This window comes from Pseudomonas sp. KBN10P06128 (assembly GCF_037574945.1).
In the GTDB taxonomy this organism is placed as follows: domain Bacteria; phylum Pseudomonadota; class Gammaproteobacteria; order Pseudomonadales; family Pseudomonadaceae; genus Pseudomonas; species Pseudomonas aeruginosa.
In genome coordinates this window covers 1,631,639-1,652,282 of sequence record NZ_JBBELR010000001.1, presented here as the reverse complement: position 1 = coordinate 1,652,282, position 20,644 = coordinate 1,631,639, and the positions used below count along the sequence as shown (strand labels likewise).

General features: G+C 66.9%; 21 protein-coding genes and 1 tRNA gene. 17 read left to right on the top strand and 5 right to left on the bottom strand.

Features of this window, described 5'->3' with window-relative positions:
• Window positions 1-27: 27 nt before the first annotated feature.
• The 7 genes from VQ065_RS07665 to VQ065_RS07635 all read left to right on the top strand — a co-directional run bounded on the left by VQ065_RS07665 (window position 28) and on the right by VQ065_RS07635 (window position 7,224).
• Window positions 28-1,536 carry a CoA-acylating methylmalonate-semialdehyde dehydrogenase gene (locus VQ065_RS07665; protein ID WP_003085501.1) on the top strand — a complete coding sequence of 503 codons (1,509 nt, stop codon included), beginning with the start codon at window positions 28-30 and terminating at the stop codon, window positions 1,534-1,536.
• A gap of 11 nt (window positions 1,537-1,547) precedes the next feature.
• Complete coding sequence (locus tag VQ065_RS07660) at window positions 1,548-2,711, top strand: isobutyryl-CoA dehydrogenase (protein WP_003085499.1); 1,164 nt, start codon at window positions 1,548-1,550, stop codon at window positions 2,709-2,711.
• Between the two features lie 65 nt (window positions 2,712-2,776).
• Window positions 2,777-3,595: an enoyl-CoA hydratase gene (locus VQ065_RS07655; protein WP_003085498.1), complete on the top strand. Its 819-nt coding sequence runs from the start codon at window positions 2,777-2,779 to the stop codon at window positions 3,593-3,595.
• Window positions 3,596-3,653: 58 nt separating this feature from the next.
• Complete coding sequence (locus tag VQ065_RS07650) at window positions 3,654-4,757, top strand: enoyl-CoA hydratase/isomerase family protein (protein WP_003085495.1); 1,104 nt, start codon at window positions 3,654-3,656, stop codon at window positions 4,755-4,757.
• A gap of 112 nt (window positions 4,758-4,869) precedes the next feature.
• Window positions 4,870-5,766, top strand: a complete 897-nt coding sequence (gene mmsB / locus VQ065_RS07645) for a 3-hydroxyisobutyrate dehydrogenase (protein WP_003116513.1) — start codon at window positions 4,870-4,872, stop codon at window positions 5,764-5,766.
• Window positions 5,767-5,822: 56 nt separating this feature from the next.
• Entirely contained in the window at window positions 5,823-6,467 is a 645-nt protein-coding gene (locus VQ065_RS07640; RefSeq protein ID WP_003085490.1) for a potassium channel family protein, read from the top strand.
• Between the two features lie 115 nt (window positions 6,468-6,582).
• A complete protein-coding gene (locus VQ065_RS07635) occupies window positions 6,583-7,224 on the top strand; it encodes an NAD(P)-dependent oxidoreductase (protein WP_003085485.1) in 642 nt (213 codons plus the stop codon).
• A gap of 34 nt (window positions 7,225-7,258) precedes the next feature.
• On the opposite strand, the gene VQ065_RS07630 is transcribed toward VQ065_RS07635, so the two are convergent.
• On the bottom strand, window positions 7,259-9,235 hold the full coding sequence (locus VQ065_RS07630; protein ID WP_003085484.1) for an alkyl/aryl-sulfatase: 1,977 nt from the start codon (window positions 9,233-9,235) through the stop codon (window positions 7,259-7,261).
• A 102-nt stretch (window positions 9,236-9,337) separates the two neighbouring features.
• Between VQ065_RS07630 and VQ065_RS07625 the strand changes: the two genes are divergently transcribed.
• The gene (locus VQ065_RS07625) at window positions 9,338-10,252 is read left to right on the top strand and encodes a LysR family transcriptional regulator (protein WP_022579822.1); all 915 of its coding nucleotides are present in this window, start codon (window positions 9,338-9,340) and stop codon (window positions 10,250-10,252) included.
• Between the two features lie 3 nt (window positions 10,253-10,255).
• Here VQ065_RS07625 and VQ065_RS07620 read toward each other — a convergent pair whose 3' ends face one another.
• From VQ065_RS07620 to VQ065_RS07605, 4 genes are all read right to left on the bottom strand, one after another.
• A complete protein-coding gene (locus tag VQ065_RS07620) occupies window positions 10,256-10,444 on the bottom strand; it encodes a hypothetical protein (protein WP_003085482.1) in 189 nt (62 codons plus the stop codon).
• A gap of 122 nt (window positions 10,445-10,566) precedes the next feature.
• Window positions 10,567-10,812, bottom strand: coding sequence for a DUF1145 domain-containing protein (locus VQ065_RS07615; protein WP_003085479.1), 246 nt, complete (start codon window positions 10,810-10,812; stop codon window positions 10,567-10,569).
• 116 nt (window positions 10,813-10,928) lie between these two features.
• Complete coding sequence (locus tag VQ065_RS07610; RefSeq protein ID WP_003085474.1) at window positions 10,929-11,378, bottom strand: hypothetical protein; 450 nt, start codon at window positions 11,376-11,378, stop codon at window positions 10,929-10,931.
• 91 nt (window positions 11,379-11,469) lie between these two features.
• On the bottom strand, window positions 11,470-11,643 hold the full coding sequence (locus VQ065_RS07605; RefSeq protein ID WP_009878032.1) for a hypothetical protein: 174 nt from the start codon (window positions 11,641-11,643) through the stop codon (window positions 11,470-11,472).
• A gap of 232 nt (window positions 11,644-11,875) precedes the next feature.
• Between VQ065_RS07605 and VQ065_RS07600 the strand changes: the two genes are divergently transcribed.
• From VQ065_RS07600 to VQ065_RS07560, 9 genes are all read left to right on the top strand, one after another.
• Complete coding sequence (locus VQ065_RS07600) at window positions 11,876-12,952, top strand: DUF2157 domain-containing protein (protein WP_003085464.1); 1,077 nt, start codon at window positions 11,876-11,878, stop codon at window positions 12,950-12,952.
• Window positions 12,949-13,764 (top strand): DUF4824 family protein, encoded by an 816-nt coding sequence (locus VQ065_RS07595; RefSeq protein ID WP_003085462.1) that lies wholly within the window; start codon window positions 12,949-12,951, stop codon window positions 13,762-13,764. Before VQ065_RS07600 ends, VQ065_RS07595 begins: the two co-directional genes overlap by 4 nt.
• 80 nt (window positions 13,765-13,844) lie before the next feature.
• Window positions 13,845-14,057, top strand: coding sequence for a cysteine-rich CWC family protein (locus VQ065_RS07590; RefSeq protein ID WP_003085460.1), 213 nt, complete (start codon window positions 13,845-13,847; stop codon window positions 14,055-14,057).
• Window positions 14,057-14,749 (top strand): pseudouridine synthase, encoded by a 693-nt coding sequence (locus tag VQ065_RS07585; protein WP_003085458.1) that lies wholly within the window; start codon window positions 14,057-14,059, stop codon window positions 14,747-14,749. The genes VQ065_RS07590 and VQ065_RS07585 overlap by 1 nt, the downstream gene beginning before the upstream one ends.
• Window positions 14,750-14,884: 135 nt before the next feature.
• Complete coding sequence (locus tag VQ065_RS07580) at window positions 14,885-15,928, top strand: L,D-transpeptidase (protein ID WP_003134392.1); 1,044 nt, start codon at window positions 14,885-14,887, stop codon at window positions 15,926-15,928.
• Window positions 15,929-16,007: 79 nt separating this feature from the next.
• On the top strand, window positions 16,008-16,745 hold the full coding sequence (locus tag VQ065_RS07575; RefSeq protein ID WP_003085453.1) for a murein L,D-transpeptidase catalytic domain family protein: 738 nt from the start codon (window positions 16,008-16,010) through the stop codon (window positions 16,743-16,745).
• Between the two features lie 451 nt (window positions 16,746-17,196).
• A complete protein-coding gene (gene phaG, locus VQ065_RS07570; RefSeq protein ID WP_003085447.1) occupies window positions 17,197-18,099 on the top strand; it encodes a (R)-3-hydroxydecanoyl-ACP:CoA transacylase in 903 nt (300 codons plus the stop codon).
• Between the two features lie 130 nt (window positions 18,100-18,229).
• Window positions 18,230-18,303, top strand: a tRNA-Gly gene (locus VQ065_RS07565).
• Window positions 18,304-18,544: 241 nt separating this feature from the next.
• Window positions 18,545-20,473, top strand: a complete 1,929-nt coding sequence (locus VQ065_RS07560; protein WP_003158602.1) for a tyrosine-type recombinase/integrase — start codon at window positions 18,545-18,547, stop codon at window positions 20,471-20,473.
• Window positions 20,474-20,644 lie beyond the last annotated feature (171 nt).

Here is a 20,644-nt window from a genome sequence, read left to right as displayed (position 1 = left end):
CCGGTCCACCGGGAAGCGGAGGCGACGATGGCCAAGGCAATCCCCCAGCTGATCGACGGCGAATGGCGCGGCAGCCGTTCCCGCGAACTGATCGAAGTCACCGATCCGGCGACCCAGGACGTCCTCGCGCTGGCGCCGAAGGCCACCGCCGACGAGATCGAGCAGGCCATCGCCAGCGCCCAGCGCGCCTTCGAGACCTGGCGCGAAGTCCCGGCTCCCGAGCGAGCGCGGTTGATGCTGCGCTACCAGCACCTGCTCAAGGAACACCACGACGAACTCGGCGAACTGCTGGCCCGGGAGACCGGCAAGAACCTCGCCGATGCCAAGGGCGACGTGTGGCGCGGCATCGAGGTGGTCGAACACGCCGCCAACGTGGCCAGCCTGATGATGGGCGAGACGGTGGAAAACGTCGCCCGCGAGATCGACACCGCCAGTTGGATCCAGCCCCTCGGCGTGTGCGCCGGGATCACCCCGTTCAATTTCCCGGCGATGATCCCGCTGTGGATGTTCCCGCTGGCCATCGCCTGCGGCAACACCTTCGTCCTCAAGCCCTCCGAACAGGATCCGCTGACACCCAATCGCCTCGCCGAGCTGTTCCTCGAGGCCGGCGCGCCGAAGGGCGTGCTGCAGGTGATCCATGGCGGCCGCGAGCAGGTCGATGCCCTCCTCACCCACCCGGACATCCGGGCGATTTCCTTCGTCGGCTCGGTCGCCGTGGGCCAGCACGTGTACCGCACCGGCACCGCGCACCTGAAGCGGGTGCAGGCCTTCGCCGGGGCGAAGAACCACATGGTGATCCTCCCCGACGCGAACAAGGCCCAGGTTCTCGGCAACCTGGTCGGCGCCAGCTGCGGCGCCGCCGGCCAGCGCTGCATGGCGATCAGCGCGGCGGTGTTCGTCGGCGCGGCGCGCGAGTGGATTCCCGAGCTGGCCGAGCGGATGGCCGCCCTGCGCCCCGGCCACTGGCAGGACCCGGACGCCGCCTATGGTCCGCTGATCAGTCCGCAGGCGCGCCAGCGCGTGCTGCGCCTGATCGCCGAAGGCAAGGCGGAAGGCGCCGAGTGCCTGCTCGACGGCTCGCAGTGCCAGGTCGAAGGCTATCCCAACGGCAACTGGCTCGGTCCCACCCTGTTCCGCGCAGTGACGCCGAAGATGGGCCTGTACCGCGAGGAGATCTTCGGCCCGGTGCTGGCTTGCCTGGAGGTCGATACCCTGGAAGAGGCGATTGCCCTGGTCAACGCCAATCCCTATGGCAACGGCACCAGCCTGTTCACCCGCTCCGGCGGCGCCGCTCGGCGCTACCAGCACGCGGTGCAGGTCGGCCAGGTGGGGATCAACGTGCCGATCCCGGTACCGCTGCCGTTCTTCTCCTTCACCGGCTGGAAGGGCTCCTTCTACGGCGACCTGCACGCCTATGGCAAGCAGGCGGTGCGCTTCTATACCGAGACCAAGACCGTCACCAGCCGCTGGTTCGACGATGAACCGACGACCGACGAATCGTCGGCCGGCCCGAACATGACCATCCATCTCAAGTGACCCGAGGACCTATGGATTTCGACCTCACCGAAGAACAACGCCTGCTGGTGGAGAGCGCCCGCGCCTTCGCCCGCCACGAACTGGCGCCGAAGGCGGCCGACTGGGACCGCGACCATCACTTCCCGGTGGAAGTCATCCGCGCCGCCGCCGAACAGGGCTACCTCGGCCTGTACATCGCCGAGGAAGACGGCGGCCTGGGCCTGTCGCGGCTGTCCACCTCGCTGATCTTCGAGCAACTGGCCGCCGGCTGCGTGGCCACTACCGCCTACATCAGCATCCACAACATGGCCGCCTGGATGCTCGCCTCGTTCGGCGACGCGGCGCTGAAGGAGGCCTGGCTGCCCGGCCTGATCGGCGGCGAGTCGCTCGCTTCCTATTGCCTCACCGAGCCCGATGCCGGCTCCGACGCCGCGCGCCTGCGCACCCGTGCCCGCCGCGAGGGCGACGAATACGTGCTGGACGGCAGCAAGTGCTTCATTTCCGGCGCCGGTAGCACCCAGGTGCTGATCGTCATGGCGCGCACCGGCGAGGACGGCGCCAGGGGCATCTCCTGCTTCCTGGTACCGGCCGACGCGCCCGGCATCCGCTACGGCCGCAACGAGGACAAGATGGGCTGGCGCGCGCAGCCGACCCGCACCATCACCTTCGAAGGCGTGCGCATCCCCGCCGGCAACCGCATCGGCCCGGAGGGCCAGGGCTTCGTCTATGCCATGAAAGGCCTCGACGGCGGCCGCCTGAACATCGCCAGTTGTTCCCTGGGCGCCGCCCAGGCGGCGCTGGAGCAGTCGATGCGCTACGTCGAGGAGCGCGAGCAGTTCGGCAAGCCGCTGGCGACCTTCCAGGCCTTGCAGTTCAAGCTCGCCGACATGCTCACCGAACTCACCGCCAGCCGCCAGATGGTCCGCCTCGGCGCCCATCGGCTGGACCGCGGCGACGCCGAGGCGACCCTGTACTGCGCAATGGCCAAGCGCTTCGCCACCGACCGCTGCTTCGATGTCTGCAACGAGGCCTTGCAACTGCACGGCGGCTACGGCTATCTCAACGATTATCCGCTGGAGCGCTGGGTACGCGACACCCGCGTGCACCAGATCCTCGAAGGCACCAACGAAATCATGCGGGTGATCGTCGCCCGCCGCCTGCTGGAGCAGGGCGGCATGCTCGATCGCCTGCTGTGAACGCCGCGAACCATCGCATCCGATAGTGCCGGGACGCCCCGGCCCATGATCCAGTGAGGGACTTCATGAACACTGCCGTCGAACCCTACAAGGCTTCCTCCTTCGACCTGACCCACAAGCTCACCGTGGAAAAGCACGGGCACACCGCGCTGATCACCATCAACCACCCGCCGGCCAACACCTGGGACCGCGACTCGCTGATCGGCCTGCGCCAACTGATCGAGCACCTCAACCGCGACGACGATATCTACGCCCTGGTAGTGACCGGCCAGGGGCCGAAGTTCTTCTCCGCCGGCGCCGACCTGAACATGTTCGCCGACGGCGACAAGGCCCGCGCTCGCGAGATGGCCCGCCGCTTCGGCGAGGCCTTCGAGGCGCTGCGCGATTTCCGCGGGGTGTCGATCGCGGCGATCAACGGCTACGCCATGGGCGGCGGCCTGGAGTGCGCCCTCGCCTGCGACATCCGCATCGCCGAGCGCCAGGCGCAGATGGCCCTCCCGGAGGCCGCGGTGGGCCTGCTGCCCTGCGCCGGCGGGACCCAGGCGCTGCCCTGGCTGGTGGGCGAAGGCTGGGCCAAGCGGATGATCCTCTGCAACGAGCGGGTGGATGCGGAAACCGCCCTGCGCATCGGCCTGGTCGAACAGGTGGTGGACAGCGGCGAGGCGCGCGGCGCCGCCCTGCTGCTGGCGGCCAAGGTGGCACGCCAGAGCCCGGTGGCGATCCGCACCATCAAGCCGCTGATCCAGGGTGCCCGCGAACGCGCGCCGAACACCTGGCTGCCGGAGGAGCGCGAGCGCTTCGTCGATCTGTTCGACGCCCAGGACACCCGCGAAGGGGTCAACGCCTTCCTCGAGAAGCGCGATCCCAAGTGGCGCAACTGCTGAGCCTTCCCATCGAACCCGGCGGGCTGCGCCACAGCCCGCCCGAGCCGAGAGCCCCGACATGAACGTGCTTTTCGAAGAACGCCCGAGCCTGCATGGCTTCCGCATCGGCATTGCCACCCTGGATGCGGAAAAGAGCCTGAACGCCCTGTCCCTGCCGATGATCGAGGCCCTGGCGGCGAAACTCGACGCCTGGGCCGAGGACGCCGGCATCGCCTGCGTGCTGTTGCGCGGCAACGGCGCCAAGGCCTTTTGCGCCGGCGGCGACGTGCGCAAGCTGGTGGACGCCTGCCGTGAGCAACCCGGCGAGGTACCGGCCCTGGCGCGACGCTTCTTCGCCGATGAATACCGCCTCGACTACCGCATCCATACCTACCCGAAACCCTTCATCTGCTGGGCCCACGGCTATGTGATGGGCGGCGGCATGGGGCTGATGCAGGGTGCCGGGATTCGCATCGTCACCCCGTCCAGCCGCCTGGCGATGCCGGAGATCGGCATCGGCCTGTACCCGGACGTCGGCGCCAGCTGGTTCCTCGCCCGCCTGCCCGGCAGGCTCGGCCTGTTCCTCGGCCTGAGCGCGGCGCAGATGAATGCCCGCGACGCTCTCGACCTCGACCTGGCCGACCGCTTCCTTCTCGACGATCAGCAGGACGCCCTGCTCGCCGGCCTGGTGCAGATGAACTGGAACGAGGCGCCCCAGGTGCAACTTCACAGCCTGCTTCGCGCCCTCGAACACGAGGCCCGCGGCGAACTGCCGGAGGCCCAGTTGCTCCCGCGCCGGCCGCGCCTGGACGCACTGCTCGACCAGCCGGACCTGGCGAGCGCCTGGCAGGCGCTGGTGGCGCTGCGCGACGACGCCGACCCGCTGCTTGCGCGTGGCGCGAAGACCCTGGCCGAGGGCTGCCCGATGACCGCGCATCTGGTCTGGCAGCAGATCGAGCGTGCGCGCTACCTGTCGCTGGCCGAGGTGTTCCGCCTGGAATACGCCATGAGCCTGAACTGCACGCGCCATCCGGACTTCGCCGAGGGGGTACGCGCAAGGCTGATCGATCGCGACAACGCACCGAACTGGCATTGGCCGCAGGTGGAATCGATCCCGCAGGCTGTGATCGAGGCGCACTTCGAGCCGACCTGGGAGGGCGAGCATCCGCTGGCGGGGCTCTGATCCGCCGCGCCGCCCTCTGCCGTAGGAGGGCGCGCGGCCCGCCGCGTCCATAGCGTCTAAGCTGTTTCACAGCATCCCCAAGAGGCCTCGCGGCCGCCACAGGAGGAGCTCCATGAAACAGATCGCCTTCATCGGCCTCGGCCACATGGGCGCGCCGATGGCCACCAACCTGCTCAAGGCCGGCTACCTGCTGAACGTCTTCGACCTGGTGCAGAGCGCCGTCGACGGCCTGGTCGCCGCCGGCGCCAGCGCCGCCCGCAGCGCCCGCGACGCGGTGCAGGGCGCCGACGTGGTCATCAGCATGCTGCCGGCCAGCCAGCACGTCGAAGGCCTGTACCTCGACGACGATGGCCTGCTCGCGCACATCGCCCCCGGCACCCTGGTGCTGGAATGCTCGACCATCGCCCCGACCTCGGCGCGCAAGGTCCACGCCGCCGCCCGCGAGCGCGGCCTGGCGATGCTCGACGCGCCGGTGTCCGGCGGCACTGCCGGCGCGGCAGCCGGCACCCTGACCTTCATGGTCGGCGGCGACGCCGAAGCCCTGGAGAAGGCCCGGCCGCTGTTCGAGGCCATGGGTCGCAACATCTTCCATGCCGGCCCCGACGGCGCCGGCCAGGTGGCCAAGGTGTGCAACAACCAGCTCCTCGCGGTGCTGATGATCGGTACCGCAGAAGCCATGGCCCTGGGCGTGGCCAACGGCCTCGAGGCGAAGGTGCTGGCCGAGATCATGCGCCGCAGCTCCGGCGGCAACTGGGCGCTGGAAGTCTACAACCCCTGGCCGGGGGTGATGGAGAACGCTCCGGCGTCGCGCGACTACAGCGGCGGCTTCATGGCCCAGTTGATGGCCAAGGACCTCGGGCTGGCCCAGGAAGCCGCCCAGGCCAGCGCCAGCAGCACGCCGATGGGCAGCCTGGCGCTGAGCCTGTACCGCCTGTTGCTGAAGCAGGGCTATGCGGAGCGGGACTTTTCCGTGGTGCAGAAATTGTTCGATCCGACCCAAGGCCAATAGACAGGCAGGCGGGTCCGCGCCCAGGCTGGTCGATTCGACGATGCGAGGAGCCCGCCTTGAACGCCCTGCTGCTGCGTTACCGTTTCCGCCTGCTGTTCTTTTCCACCGTGCTGTTCACGGCGATCCTCGGCCTGCCGTCGAGCACCAAGCCACGGGTGCTCGGCAGCCTCCTGCTGCTGGTGCTGGCCGGGATGAACACCTTGCGCAGACGCAGTCCGCTGGTCTACCTGACGGCCTTCTTCGGCCTGTTCAGCCTGGCCCTGTACACCACTGCGGACTTCAGCAGTCCCTACTCCAGCCTGCCGCCCGGCCTGCTGCGCGGGCTGAGCCTGATCCTGCTGTATCTGACCCTGTTCGCCGCGCTGTTCCGCCGCGTCACCCAGGAGCGCCCGGTGACCCACGAGCTGCTCTACGGACTCTGCGCGCTCTACCTGCAGATGGCGCTGGCCTTCGCTCTCGCCTACTACATGGTCGAACAGATGCAGCCGGCCAGCTTCATCGCCAGCCATGGCGCACTCGGCCTGGATACCTTCGTCTACTACAGCCTGGTGACCCTGACCACCGTGGGCTACGGCGACATCCAGGCGATCAACCCGCTGGCGCGCCTGCTGGCCGGCAGCGAAGGAGTGATCGGGGTCCTGTTCATCGCCCTCGCCGTGGCCCGCAGCCTGACCCTGATGAGCGACAGCGAGGAGGTCTGATTATTAAGCTGGGCTAACGAGTGCATCCCCCTCGCAGCGGTTTATCCCGGCGAGCGCAGGGCGGATGATGCTGATCGACGCCGCTCTGCGGCATTTCTCGAACGGAAGGTGCAGCATGAAAATCGCCCTGATCGGCGCCACCGGCCACGTCGGCCACTATTTCCTCAACGAAGCCCTGCAACGCGGCCACGCGGTAACCGCCCTGGTCCGCGACCCGGGCAAGCTGGCGGCGCGCGACGGCCTCGGCGTAGTGCAGGCGGACGTCAGCGACCCGGCCCAGGTGGCCAGCGCCGTGGCAGGCCACGAGGTGGTCATCAGCGCTTTCAACGGCGGCTGGGGCAGCGCCGACCTCCGCGCCCGCCACGCCGCCGGCAGCCAGGCCATTCTCGACGGCGTGAAACGCTCCGGCGTGCCGCGCCTGCTGGTTCTCGGCGGCGCCGGGAGCCTGGAGATCGCCCCCGGCCAGCGCCTGGTGGACAGCCCGGAATTCCCCGAGCAGTGGAAGCAGGGCGCCCTCGGCGCCGCCGACGCCCTCGACCAACTGCGCGGCGAGCAACGATTGGACTGGGTGTTCCTCAGCCCGGCGATGCTCCTCGAACCCGGCCAGCGCAGCGGCAAGTTCCGCCTCGGCGGCGACCAGGTCCTGTTCGACGCCAAGGGCGAGAGCCGGATTTCCCTGGAAGACCTGGCGGTAGCCATGCTCGACGAGGCCGAGCAGCCCCGTCATCATCGCCAGCGCTTCACCGTGGCCTACTGAAAAGACCAGGCGCCCCTCTCGGGCGCCTTCGTCGTCAGCCTTCGGACTTCGCCGCCGGCGTGACGATATCGAACCAGAAGTCGAAGTCGCCGAGCATGCCGAACAGTTGCCCCAGCAACAGCGGATTGCCGGAACTCTTCAGTTTGCCCTCGAAGACCAGGCGTACCGCCGATACCTCCTTGAGCAGCAGCCGGTTGAGATCGGCGCGGTCGATGCTCACGGTCTGCCCGGCGTCCTCGCTCTGCACGCCGCGCAGGTTGTTCAGGTGCGAGTTCTTCAGTTCCAGCAGGTAGTTCTCGCCGATGTCCGGCAGGCGCAGGTTGATGCTCAGCGCCTTGCCCTCCGCAGCGCCGGCGTCCAGGCGCACGCCGAGATAGTCGAACAGCAGGCCGGTGTCCATCGCCGCCAGGGCATCGGCGCTCCCGGCCTTCATCGTCGGCTGGTCGCGCGGTACGCCGTGGCGTAGTTCGTAGGCGGCGCTGAGGTAGCTGTTGCGCCAGCCGGCGTTCTCCGCCTGGTAGCCGAGCTGCTCCAGGGCGTCGGCCTGCAGCTCGCGCGCGGCCCGGTTATCCGGCTCGGCGAAGACCAGCCTGTTGACCACCTCGACCACCCAGCGGTACTCGCCCCTGGCGTACGACGCCCGCGCTTGCTCCAGCAGGCGCTCGGCACCGCCCATGTATTCCACGTAGCGGCCCGCCGAGTCCTCCGGGCTGAGCGGGTCGAGGGTCGCCGGGTTGCCGTCGTAGTAGCCCAGGTAGCGGTTCAGCACGGCCCGTGCGTTATGGCTGACCGAGCCGTGGTAGCCGCGGTCGTACCATTCCTGGTCGAGGCTGGGCGGCAGGCGCAGGCGGTTGTGCACCTGGCCGATGGTCACGCCCTGGTTGGCCAGGTGCAGGGTCTGGTCGTGCAGGTAGCCGTACAGGTCGCGCTGCTTCTCCAGCACCTCGACGATCTCCGCGTTGCCCCAGCGCGGCCAGTTGTGCACCGCGAACATCACCTCGGCCTGCCTGCCGAAACGATGCAGCGCCTGGTTGATGTACTTGCTCCAGCCCAGCGCATCACGTACCTCGGCGCCGCGCAGGGTGTACAGGTTGTGCAGGGTACCGACCACGTTCTCGGCCATCAGCAGGGCCTTCTGCCGCGGCAGCCAGATGTTCATCTCCGCCGGCGACTCGGTGCCCGGCGTGTTCTGGAAGGTGAACGGCACGCCGTCCAGCACCAGGTCCTCGCCCTCGCCTTCGATCAGGCGGGTCGGCGCCAGCAGGCTCAGCGGTCCGCGCGCCAATCCCTTGCCGATGGCCATGTCGACCTGCCCCTGCGGCCCCTTGGGCAGTTGCGTGCCGTACTGGTAGGTGGCGCGGCGCATCATGGCGTTGCCGGCCAGGACGTTCTCCTTGATCGCCGCCTCCATGAAGCCGGCCGGAGCGATGATCTGCACCGCGCCGCTGGCGACCTGCTGCGGCTCGACCAGACCGCGCACGCCTCCAAAGTGATCGGCGTGGGCGTGGCTGTAGATCACCGTACGGATCGGCCTCTCGCCCAGCTCGCGGCTGACCAGCTCGTAGGCCGCCCTGGCGGTGGCCGGGGTGGTCAGGGTGTCGACCACGATCCAGCCGCTGTCGCCGCGGATGAAGGTGATGTTGGCCAGGTCGAAGCCGCGCACCTGGTAGATACCCTCGGCAACCTCGAACAAGCCGTACTTGAGATTGAGCAGGGCCTGGCGTTGCAGGCTGGGATTGATGCTGTCGCGAGGCTTGCCGTCGAGGAGGAAGTCGTAGCCACCGAGCTGCCAGGCGACGCTGCCGTCAGGGTTGCGGATGAGCACCCGCTCCGGGCGCCGGATCAGGCCGCGTTCGGCGCGCTCGAAGTCGGCACGGTCGGCGAACGGCAATTCCGCTTCGACCCGCCGCTGGGCCTCGACGGTGAAGGCGCTGGGCGGCTTGGACGCGGAGGGTTCGGCGGCGCCGGCGAGTAGCGGGGCGAGCGCCAGGAGTGCGAGCAGACGGCTCATCGGATGCTCCGTTTTATTGTTGTGAGGTTCGGCTGGCACTATGCCGAGCGGCACGACAATAATTCCAATGCATTCCAGGCCGATATTCGATGCGGAGTCCGCATGAGCGATCTACGCCAGTTCCGCCACTTCGTCGCCCTCGCCGAGCACGGCCACTATGCCCGCGCCGCCGAAGCGGTGAATCTCAGCCAGCCGGCGCTGTCCCGCAGCATCCAGGCGCTGGAGGGACAGTTGGGTTGCACCCTGGTGGAGCGCGGCAGCCGCGGCGTGGCCCTCACGGCCCACGGCCGGCTGGTGCTGGAACACGCTCGGCGCCTGCTGGCCGGGCATCGCGCACTGCACAACGCGGTAAGCCAACTGGGCAATCTCGACAGCGGCGAGCTACGCCTGGGCGGCGGTCCCTTCCCCGCCGCACGGCTGTTGCCCGAGGCACTGGCCGGTTTCTCCAGCGCCCACCCACGCGTGCGCGTCGCACTGCTCATCGAGGACTGGCAGACCCTGCGCCAGCGCCTGCTGGATGACGCCGTCGAACTCTTCGTCGCCGATATCCGCGAGCTGCAAGGCGATCCGCAGTTGCGCATCCACCCGCTACGCGAGCATCCCGGCGTACTCTTCTGCCGCCCCGGCCATCCGCTGCTGGGTCTGGAGCGGCCGAGCGCCGGGCAATTGGCCGATTACCCGCTGGCCGGCCCGCGTCTGCCCGCGGAAGTCCGCGGCGACCTGGCGCGCCTGCTGCAACGCGACGAACCGCTCGGCATACAGTGCGACGATGTGCTGATGCTCAAGGGCCTGGTCGGCTCCAGCGAGCTGATCAGCCTGGCGCCCTGGGACGTGGTTGCCGCCGACGTCGAGGCCGGCCGCCTGGCGCTGCTGCCCTGGCCCGCCGGCGCCGAGCCCGCCCGCGCCAAGGGCTCCGCCTACGGTCTGGTCAGCCGCGCCGGCCGCAGCCTGTCGCCGGCCGCGGCAGTGTTCGTCGAGCGGGTGCTGGAACAGGACCGGCGCTTCGCCGCCACCTGAGGCTCAGCGCCAGCGAGCGTCGTCGCGGCGCTCCTGCCAGGAACGGTTCCAGTCGCGCCCGCGGTTGTCACGGTCGCGGTCGTGATAGCGCTCGTAGCGGTAGTCGGGACGATGCCGGTGGTCGTCGCGGTCGTAGACCACGCAGGCCGACAGCGGCAGGACGAGGATCAGCAGGGAAAGCAAACGACGCATGGCGCCTCCTGTGCGGTTCCGGCCTCTCCTGCGGATGCGGGAGGATTGCCTGTTCCGGAACCTGCACATCGGACTGCGCGGCGCGCGGGCGGTGCCCGCGGCGAGAGTAAAGCCTGGGTAAATCAGCCGAGGCTACGCAGGTGCAGGACGCCGAACAGCAGCACCTGGAGGCGCTCCAGCCAAGGTGCCGGGCGCGCCTTGAGACGCCCGTTGAGCAGCAGGATCTCGGCGGCATGGACCAGCACCAGCACGCCGGACAACAGCAGGATCGGTCGATGCAACTCGCCCAGCGGGTAGGCCAGGTTGACCAGCGCGACGAGCCAGAACATCGCCAGGGCGCCCTTGGCGAACGACAGAAAATGACTCATGGGAACCTCCTCGTTTCGGTATCGGCAGAGTGTGCCGAGCAAATGCGCCAAGAGGGTCCGCACTTTCGACTGGAAAGCACGACGGCGCCCGCAGGCGCCGTCTTTGCTTGCGCACCTCAGTTGCGCCAGCGAGGCGCCCCGCCCTGCTGGCCCCGGTGCCGCGGACGATCCTGCCCACCGTGTTGCTGCCAGCGTTGCGGAGAATGCCCGCGCCATTGCGGCTGGCCACCGCGCTGCCAGTTGCCCGGATGCCGCTCGCCGCGATGGGCCGGGCGCGATTCGTGGTGGCGCTGCGGGTAGCGATATTGCTCGCGCCGGTAGTCGCGGTGGCCATCGTAGCGGCGTGGCGCCGGGTAGTAGCGTTGGTCGTAGTAGCGCGTCGAGTAGTAGCGCCGTTCGCTACGCCAGCCATCGTCGTAGACGCGATAGCGTGGCACTTCGTAGGCGTAGGGCTGGCCGCGATAGCGGCGCCAGTCGCCGTCATCGTAGTCGTAGTCATACACCGCGCAGCCACCCAGGCTGGCGAGAAGCAGAAGAAGCGGGACTCTCAGGAATGTGCGCCACATGGCAGCCTCCTGCGGCCCCGCCGCCAGCCGGACGACCGGCGACGCTACGAGGCGCGCATACGACGTGAAGACTCGGGAAAAGGGAGCGGGCTCAGCACCAGCCTTTCTTGGCCTGGCCTGGAGGACAATGGGGCGGGCCGCCGCGATGGTAGCCGTAGTAACCCTGGTCGAAGTCCAGTTCGACGCAGGCGCCCGGCCCCCCGCTGCAACCGCTCCCCAGGAAGGCCGCCGGCAGCAGCCCGATCAATCGCATGACCATCAGCATTCTCCTTCATCGCAGAACGCAGCCGAACCACGCCTGGACAAGATCCCGATGGAGCGGGAAGCCGGTTGCGGCGGTTGCAACCCGGCTGCACTAGAGACCGAAGGGAAAAACGGAAATTCCCTGAATCCGACCAACGACAGGCCCCTCCAGGGCGTGACCGCCGCCGGCGTTTCTCGGTAGAGTGCGCGGATCAAGGACTGTCGGCACCGCCGGCAAGGCTCAAGGAGCATGCATGCAACCCATCGACCGCGCCCAGGCACAGCAGCGCGCCAACGACATCCTGGTGTTCCAGCGCGAGCTGCAACGCCTCGACCAGGAGCAGGCGTTCCGCCTCGAACCGACCCAGGCCCGGCAACTCGCCGACTATCACCTGGCCCTGCTGGACAGCTACCGCGACCGTTTCGACATCGACCACGACCTGCGCAGCCAGCAACTTTCGCTGGGCATGCGGGTGGCCTCGTTCTTCGGCGCCCTGGCCTTCGCCGCCAGCGTGTTCCTGCTGTTCTATCGCTTCTGGGGCCTGTTCCCTACCGTCGCCCAGGTGGCGATCCTGGTCGGCAGCGCCTTCGTCGCGTTCTTCGCCACACTCTGGGTCCAGGCCAAGGACACCTCTGGCTACTTCAGCAAGCTGGCGGCGATGGTCGCGTTCGCCTGCTTCGTCCTCGACCTGACCATGCTCGGGCAGATATTCAACGTCACCCCCAGCGACCTGGCCCTGGTGCCCTGGGCGCTCTACGCCCTGCTCCTGGCCTACCTGTGCAACGCCCGCCTGCTGCTGGCGGCGGCGATCCTCTGCGTGATGGGTTTCATCGCCGCGCGCGTCGGCACCTGGGGCGGCGGCTACTGGCTGAGCGTAGGCGAGCGACCGGAGAACTTCTTCCCCGCCGCCGCGCTGATCTTCGCCGTGCCGCTGTGCTTCGAGCAGCGCAACTTCAGCGGCTTCGCCGTGATCTACCGGGTGTTCGCCCTGCTCGGCCTGTTCCTGCCGATGCTGGTGCTGGCCAACTGGGGCTCAGGCAGCTACCTGGCGTTACCGTCGGCGCTCATCGAGGGGCTCTACCAGGTCGCCGGCTTCGTCGCCGCCGCCCTGGTGATCTGGCTCGGCGCGCGACGCAACTGGGCCGACGTGAGCAATACCGGGATCACCTTCTTCGTCATCTTCCTCTACACCAAGTTCTTCGACTGGTGGTGGGAAGCGATGCCGAAGTACCTGTTCTTCCTGGTGCTCGGCCTCAGCGCCTTGCTGATCCTGCTGGTCCTGCGCCGCCTGCGCACGCCCCTGGGCATCGCCGCGAGGACTGACGCATGAATCGCAACCGTCGCAACGCCCTGATCGCCGGCAGCCTCCTGCTGCTGGCGGCGAACCTGGCCGCCCTCGGTGGCGTCGCCTGGAACCGGTCCGGCGAGGCCGAAAGCAAGCTGGTGCTCAGTCAGCGCGAACTCCAGCGCAACTGGTCCTACGGCTTCTGGAGCGAAGAGAACAGTGGCGTCGAACTGCGCCTGGAGCTTCGCTCGCCGAACGGCGAGCCGCCCAATGACCTCGCGCCCCCGCTGCCGCCCGAGCAGATGCGCGCCCTCGGTTTCAGCATCCCGGACGCGCTCGACGAAGAGAGCGTACGGCGCTACCGCCGCCAACAGGAAAAACAGGTGCTGCTGGTCCTGGAGCTCGACGGCCCGGCCTATCGCCGCGAAGTACGCCTGGCCGAGGAGCGCCTGGCCGAGGCCCGCGCCCGCAACAAGGCCCTGCCCAAGGACGAAATGCTGTCCAGCCAGATGGAAGCCGCTCGCCACCAACTGAAGCATGAGCAGGGAGAGGCCAGCCGACTGTTCATCGTCGACGCCGGCCTCGACCTGGCCGCCCTGCGCCAGCGCTACCCCGAGCGCCAGCGCTACGCCATCGTCAAGGGCCGGGTGCGTCCCTGGTCCGCGGTCGACGAAGGCAGGACGCTGGTCGGCGGCTACATCAGCCGTACCGACCTCGCCGCGATCAACGTGCCACGACAATGGCACGCGGTATTCGCCAAGGTCGACGGACAAAACTACCGGCTAGCGCCGCTGGAACTGCACCTCAGCTTCGGCCAGCGCCTGGAGCCCTGGATCACCAACGCCGTTCGCCGCTGAAACGCCCCGCCCGGCGCGCGATGCTTGCATCCGCGCGCCGGGCGCTGCACCCTGGGCACCCGCCAGCCATCCACCGCGCCATGAACAGCGAAATCGACCCCGGCCGCTGCCCGCTGTGCCAGCAATCCAACCGCTGCACCCTGGCCGATCCCGCTAGCGCCGCCCAGGCTTGCTGGTGCTTCACCACGGAAATCGATGCGGCCGCGCTGGAGCGGATTCCCGCCGAGCTGCGCCGCCGTGCCTGCCTCTGCCCGCGCTGCGCGCAACTATTGCCGCCCGACGCCGACGACTGATGCGCCTGGACCGCTTCCTCGCCAACCTGCCCGAACTCAGCCGCCGCGACGCCCAGATGCTGATCGCCGGTGGACGCCTGCGCGTGGACGGCCAGGTGGTGCGCGACGGCACCCACGAAGTGCGTGTCTTCAGCCGGGTGGAACTGGACGAGCAGCTGCTCCAGGCTGGCAAGCCGGCGCGCTACTACATGCTGCACAAACCGATGGGCTGCGTCAGCGCCACCCGCGACCCGCAACACCCGACCGTCCTCGATCTGTTCCCGGAAGACCAGCGCGACGACCTGCACATTGGCGGTCGTCTCGACTACAACACCACCGGCCTGATGCTGCTGACCAACGACGGCCAGTGGTCGCGCCGCCTGACCCTGCCGGGCAGCCGGCGCGACAAGGTCTACTACGTGGAAACCGAGGCGCCCATCGACCAACGCTACGTGGATGCCTTCGCCGCCGGCCTCCACTTCCGCTTCGAAGACCTGATCACCCTCCCCGCGCAGCTCGAACCGATCGGCCCACGGTGCGCCCGCCTGACCCTGCACGAAGGCCGCTATCACCAGGTCAAGCGCATGTTCGGCCACTTCGACAACAAGGTGCTGCGCCTGCACCGCGAGCGCATGGGCGATATTTGTCTCGACCCGCAGTTGCCGCCGGGTGCCTGGCGCCCCCTGAATGCTGAAGAAATCTGTTCGGTGTGAAACCCCGCCGCCCGCCGCCTGTCCACCGAAAGAGGCCGGACCGCAGGGGTTTGGCCGGCCGTCGCGAGCGACGCTAAGCTGAATGGCGTCTGTCGGAGCGACAGCCTTTCCCGCATGGAGCAAGAGAAAGCGCCGATGAAAAGATCCCTTGCCGTACTGCTGCTGGCCTTCGCCGTCGGCAGCCTCCACGCGGCGCCCGCCAGCCCAGCGAACGCGCCTTTGCCGCCGGCCGACATCAAGGCGCGGCTGAAGAGCATGAAGCCCGGCGAGTACCTCTGGTACCCGGAGGTTTCCCCGCAGGGACCGGTGACCATCGTGGTCAGCCTTACCGAACAGAAGGCCTACATCTACCGCAACGGTATCGCCATCGGGGTCAGCACCCTCAGCTCCGGCAAGAAGGGCCGGGAGACCCCGACCGGAGTGTTCTCGATCCTGCAAAAGAGCGTCGACCACAAGTCCGACCTCTACAACAGCGCGCCCATGCCCTACATGCAGCGCCTTACCTGGGACGGCATCGCCCTGCACGCCGGCAACCTGCCCGGCTATCCCGCCTCCCACGGCTGCATCCGCCTGCCCATGGCGTTCGCCAAGAAGCTCTACGGCATCACCGGATTCAGCTCCACCACGGTAATCATTTCCAACGCCAGCAGCGCGCCGAAGGAAGTCGACCACCCCGGCCTGCTGGCGCCGACGGTAGCGGACGGGCGACCGGTGACGCTGCCGGTAGAGCCCGGAGAGATCGCCTGGAACGACCCCGGCGCGGAGCGCGGTCCGTTGTCGGTGCTGATCAGCCGCGCCGACCAGCGCGCCTATGTCTACCGCGGCGGCCAGCGCATAGGCACCGCACCGGTGCAGTTGCCGGCACGCCCGCAAACCGGCATGGCAGTGTTCTCGCTGCTGGAAAAGCCGACCCTGGACGAAATCGGCGAGACCTCGCCGAACCTGCGCTGGTCGGTGGTCCAGGTGAGCAACCCGGGACAGGGCCTGACACCCTCCGAGCAACTGGGCAAGATCCGCATGGACCCGACCTTCGTCCGCGAAATGCTGAGCGCCATGGACGTCGGCAGTACCCTGGTGATCACCGACTGGGCCTCGACCCGGGACACCCACAGCGACTCCGATTTCACGGTGATCGCCACGGAAACACCGAACAATCCGACGAAATCGCTTAAAAAGTAGTCGGCAAGTTGTTCAAAAATCGAGCACAATGCCTCTCATCCGGTAAAAACCACACTGAACCGATGGGAATACTGCTCGTATGCCAACCTTCCTCCGTGCCGCCCTGCGCAGGCTGAGCCTGGCGGGCGCCACCCTTTGCGCACTGGCCAGCGGGCCGGTGTTCGCCATGCCACTTCCCTCCGCCAAGGACCTTCAGAAACTCGCTCCCCAGGCCAGCCTGCCGACCCTCGAACTGGCCCTCACCGCCTATGCCTGCGCGAGTGCGAGCCAGGGTGGCGACAACGGCCTGCTGACGGTGATCGACTACTCGCGGCCGTCGCGCGACAAGCGCCTCTGGGTATTCGACCTGAAGGCCCGCAAGCTGCTCTTCGAAGAGTGGGTGACCCACGGCAAGAACAGCGGCGATGACCTTGCCACCTCCTTCTCCAACCGGCCGAACAGCTACCAGTCGTCGATCGGGCTGTTCCAGACCGGCCAGCTCTATACCGGCAAGCACGGCCAGTCGCTGCGCCTGGTTGGCCTGGAGCCGGGTTTCAACGACAAGAGCGAAGAACGCGCCATCGTCATGCACTCCGCCGCCTACGCCGATCCCAGGGTGGTTCCCGGGCTCGGCCGCCTGGGCCGCAGCCAGGGCTGCCCTGCGGTACGCCCGGCCGTGGCCGCCCGGCTGATCAACACCCTCAAGCGCGGCAGCTACGTGTTCGCCTACTACCCACAGCCGAAGTGGCTGGAAACCTCGCGCTTCCTCGCTCCGCAGAGCTGCGCCGTGGCACGTGCGGCACGCACGCCGGAAGTCATCGCCAGCCTGCTCAAGTGAACCGCCGGGGCGGCGGCCGCGCCGCCCCTCTCCTTCCCGGCCCCCCGAAATCGCGGCATCGGCGCTTGCCCGGCGGCATTTCGTCGGATTCCTTCCCTTCTTCCCCCATCCACAAGCGAAACAGGGCTTGCAGCCCGGCACGCCGGCTGCTTAACTGACGCTCACGTTGTGACCGATCGGTCACAAACGACTTCCAAGAAAGCCCGCGTGACTGCCCGCGCTTCGGCGCCGGCCTTTCCTGCCCGGCCAATAGCTGCATCGCCAAGACCCGAAAGGGTTTCGGACGAACTCTATTTGCCTGTAAGTCGTTGAAAATTAAAAGTTTATTAAATCCATCCGAATGACATTCAACTGTCATTGGGAGGCGCTTTCATCTGCCCATGAGCATTTTGTATTCGCCGCGACAAGCAGGTCGCCGCGTTCCCATCGAACGATTCCAGGAGGAAGCGACATGAGGCCGGAAACAGCCATCATCGAGATCCACGGGCAATACAGGATTCACACCGAGTTCTACGGCAACCCCTCGGCGCAGCAGACCATCATCCTGGTCAACGGCTCGCTGTCGACCACAGCGTCCTTCGCCCAGACCGTGAAGTACCTGCAGCCGCATTACAACGTGGTGCTCTACGACCAGCCGTATGCCGGCCAGTCCAAACCCCATAACGAAAACCGCACGCCGATCAGCAAGGAATGCGAGGCCAGGATCCTGCTGGAACTGATCGAACGCTTCCGCGCCGACGTGGTGATGTCGTTCTCGTGGGGCGGCGTCGCCACCCTGCTGGCCCTGGCGCAGCGTCCCGGACGGATCCGCAGGGCGGTGGTCAACTCATTCTCGCCTCAGCTCAACCCGGCCATGCTCGACTACCTGCATCGCGGCCTCGACTACCTCGCCGCCTGCGATCGCACCCAGGTCGGCAACCTGGTCAACGAAACCATCGGCCGCTACCTGCCGCAACTGTTCAAGCGCTACAACTTCCGCCACGTCAGCAGCCTGGACGAGCACGAATACCACCAGATGCACTTCCATATCCGCGAAGTGCTGCGCCTGAACGCCGATAGCTATACCGAGAGCTTCGCCGGCATCGAGATCCCGGTGCTGTTCATGAACGGCGAGTTGGACATCTACACCACGCCCCACGAAGCCCGCCAGTTCGGCCAACTGATCCGCGGCGCGGAATTCCACACCATCCGCAATGCCGGCCACTTCATCGACGTCGAGCACAAGGCCGCCTGGCAACAGACCCAGGACGCCCTGCTGGCCTTCCTCCGCCCGCAGCGCACGCAGCCGCTCAACCCGATCTACCGCCCCCAGCCCAACGGCGCCAGCGTCCCCCTCGCCGCCCTCGCCAGCTAACCGCCACCGCCACGGGGAGCCCCGCTCCCCTGGCGGAAAAACCCAGCGAAATCAACAAAAACCCCGCCCCGGGCTTCACCTGCCGCCGCGCATCTGGTAAAAAGGCGCCCTGGCCGCAAAAGCCGTCCGAGCGGGCGTCGTATAATGGCATTACCTGAGCTTCCCAAGCTCATGACGAGGGTTCGATTCCCTTCGCCCGCTCCACTTCGACTTTCCAGGGTCTTCCGCCGAACGCCAGGGAACGTCGTAAGTCATTGTCAGGATTGAGGATTTTCACCCAATATCGATCCACTGACATCCAGCGAAATCCACTCACAGCCGGTTCCAACTGGTACGTTGAGTGGTACATTGGCAATGCGGAGGTTCCCAAAACCGTATTGTTGCTGGAGGAGCCGGGGTTCCGTCGGGAACATGGCATCCAACTCGTTTCGCAGGAGTTGGGCTCATGCTTTCAGACCTCCAGGTTCGACAGGCCAAGGTGACCGGCAAGGCGTATTCGCTTGTCGATTTCGACGGTCTCTACTTCCATATCTCAGCCACCGGCTTCAAGGCCTGGCACTTCCGCTTCACTTGGGGCGGCAAGCGCGAGCGCATGTCCTTCGGCGGCTATCCCGCGCTTTCCCTGAAAGATGCCCGTCATCTGCGCGACGAGGCCCGGGCCATGCTGGCCAAGGACATCAACCCGCATTCGGAACGCAAGCGCAAACGCCACGTGATTGTCCTGGCGGGCGAGCACACCTTCCAGGCCATCTACGACAAATGGCTGGCCCACCGCAGCCTCTCTCTGGAAAATGAGGGCCGCCAGAGCACGCCCAAACAGATCGGGCGCGTCTTCGCCAAGGATGTGTTTCCCGTATTGCGCCACCTGACCGTCTACGACGTCACTCGCGCCCACCTGCTGGACATCATCGGCAGAGTGGAAAAACGTGGCTCGCTGTCGGTCGCCGAGAAGCTGCGCACCTGGTTCAGCCAGCTATTCACCTACGCCTCGGTGGTGGTGCCCAACATGGGCGACAACCCGGCCAAGGATTTGGATGTGGTGGCGATGCCGCTGCCGCCGGTGGAGAACAACCCCTTTTTGCGCATGCCCGAACTGCCGGCCATGCTGCAGACGTTGCGCAAGTACAGCGGCCGCCTGAATACGCAACTGGGTCTACGTCTGCTGCTGCTCACGGGCGTGCGCACCGGTGAATTGCGCTACGCCACGCCCGATCAGTTCGATCTGGAGCGCGGTCTGTGGATCATCCCGGTTGTCAGGCTCAAGCAACGCAAGCAGCTCACCAAGAAGAAGCGCCAGCGTTTCGCCGACATCCCGCCGTACATCGTGCCACTGTCGTTGCAGGCACAAGAAGTCGTTCGTCATCTGCTGGGAAATCTGAAGCCAGCGCAGGTCTATCTCATCCCCGGTGATTGGTGCCTGAAAAAACCTCTCAGCGAGAACACGCTCAATGGCGCGCTCAAGCGCATGGGCTATGAAGATCAGCTCACTGGGCACGGCGTTCGCGCCACCGTATCGACCGCGCTCAATGAATTGGGCTATCCGCCCAAGTGGGTAGACGCCCAACTCTCGCATGCCGATCCGGATCGGATCAGCGCGACCTACAACCACGCCGAGTACGTCGAGCAGCGCCGCGTCATGATGCAAGACTGGGCCGACCGCCTGGACTTGTTCGAGCAGAATCAGCTCGAAGTTGCCAGCACGCACCTGACCATCACGCTGCAGGGTCTGCCCACGATTGCCGGACAGGCGGCAGCGCAGCCGCCCGCCCTGAATCCAAACGCCCCTCAGTTGATCGTTGCGCCTGCACCGGATGCGCCAGCGGTTCCAGCTTCCGTCTATCGACTTTCGGCGGTGCATCTGCCCGAGTACGCGCGACCCACGCTGTCAGAGGTGCAGCGCGAGCGCTTGCAATTGCTGGAGATGTTCGAGGCATCCCACAACCTGTCGGTGGCCGACTACGCCAAGCTGGTTGGCAAGTCCCGCCGCTGGATCACTTACGAGATTCAGGCTGGCAATCTCCTGTCGATCCATCTGGGTCACCGTGGACAGCGCGTCCCGGACTGGCAACTCGACCCCATCAAACGCAAGCTGATTCAGGCTGTCCTGAAGCTGGTGCCGCGCGGCATCGACACCTGGCACATCTATCACGCACTGCTGCGGCCATACGATGCCCTGGGCAAGTGTCCAGTCATCGAGGCAGTCGATCCGACCAACCTGCATCTTGCAGCTCGACTGGTCGCCGCACATGCCATAGAAACCGATGAGCTTGCAGAGCAATCGGAAGTATCTCCGGTGCTGGCCAGGCAGACTGTAGAGCGCCTGGTAAAAACGGCAATGTTGGTTGATACGCCCGAAGATCTGGTCGCCCGTTGAGCTGAGGCCGGACGGCAGCCCGTCCGGTCAAGGTCCAAGCAGGGAACCAATAGGTCGATCGTTGCATGACCACCCGCCAACTCGCGATTTCCAAGTATTGGCAGGCAGTGTTTAGCGTCGAATCTGCGCTTGGCAGTCACCATAGGCGACTTCTCTGTGATGCTATCTCGC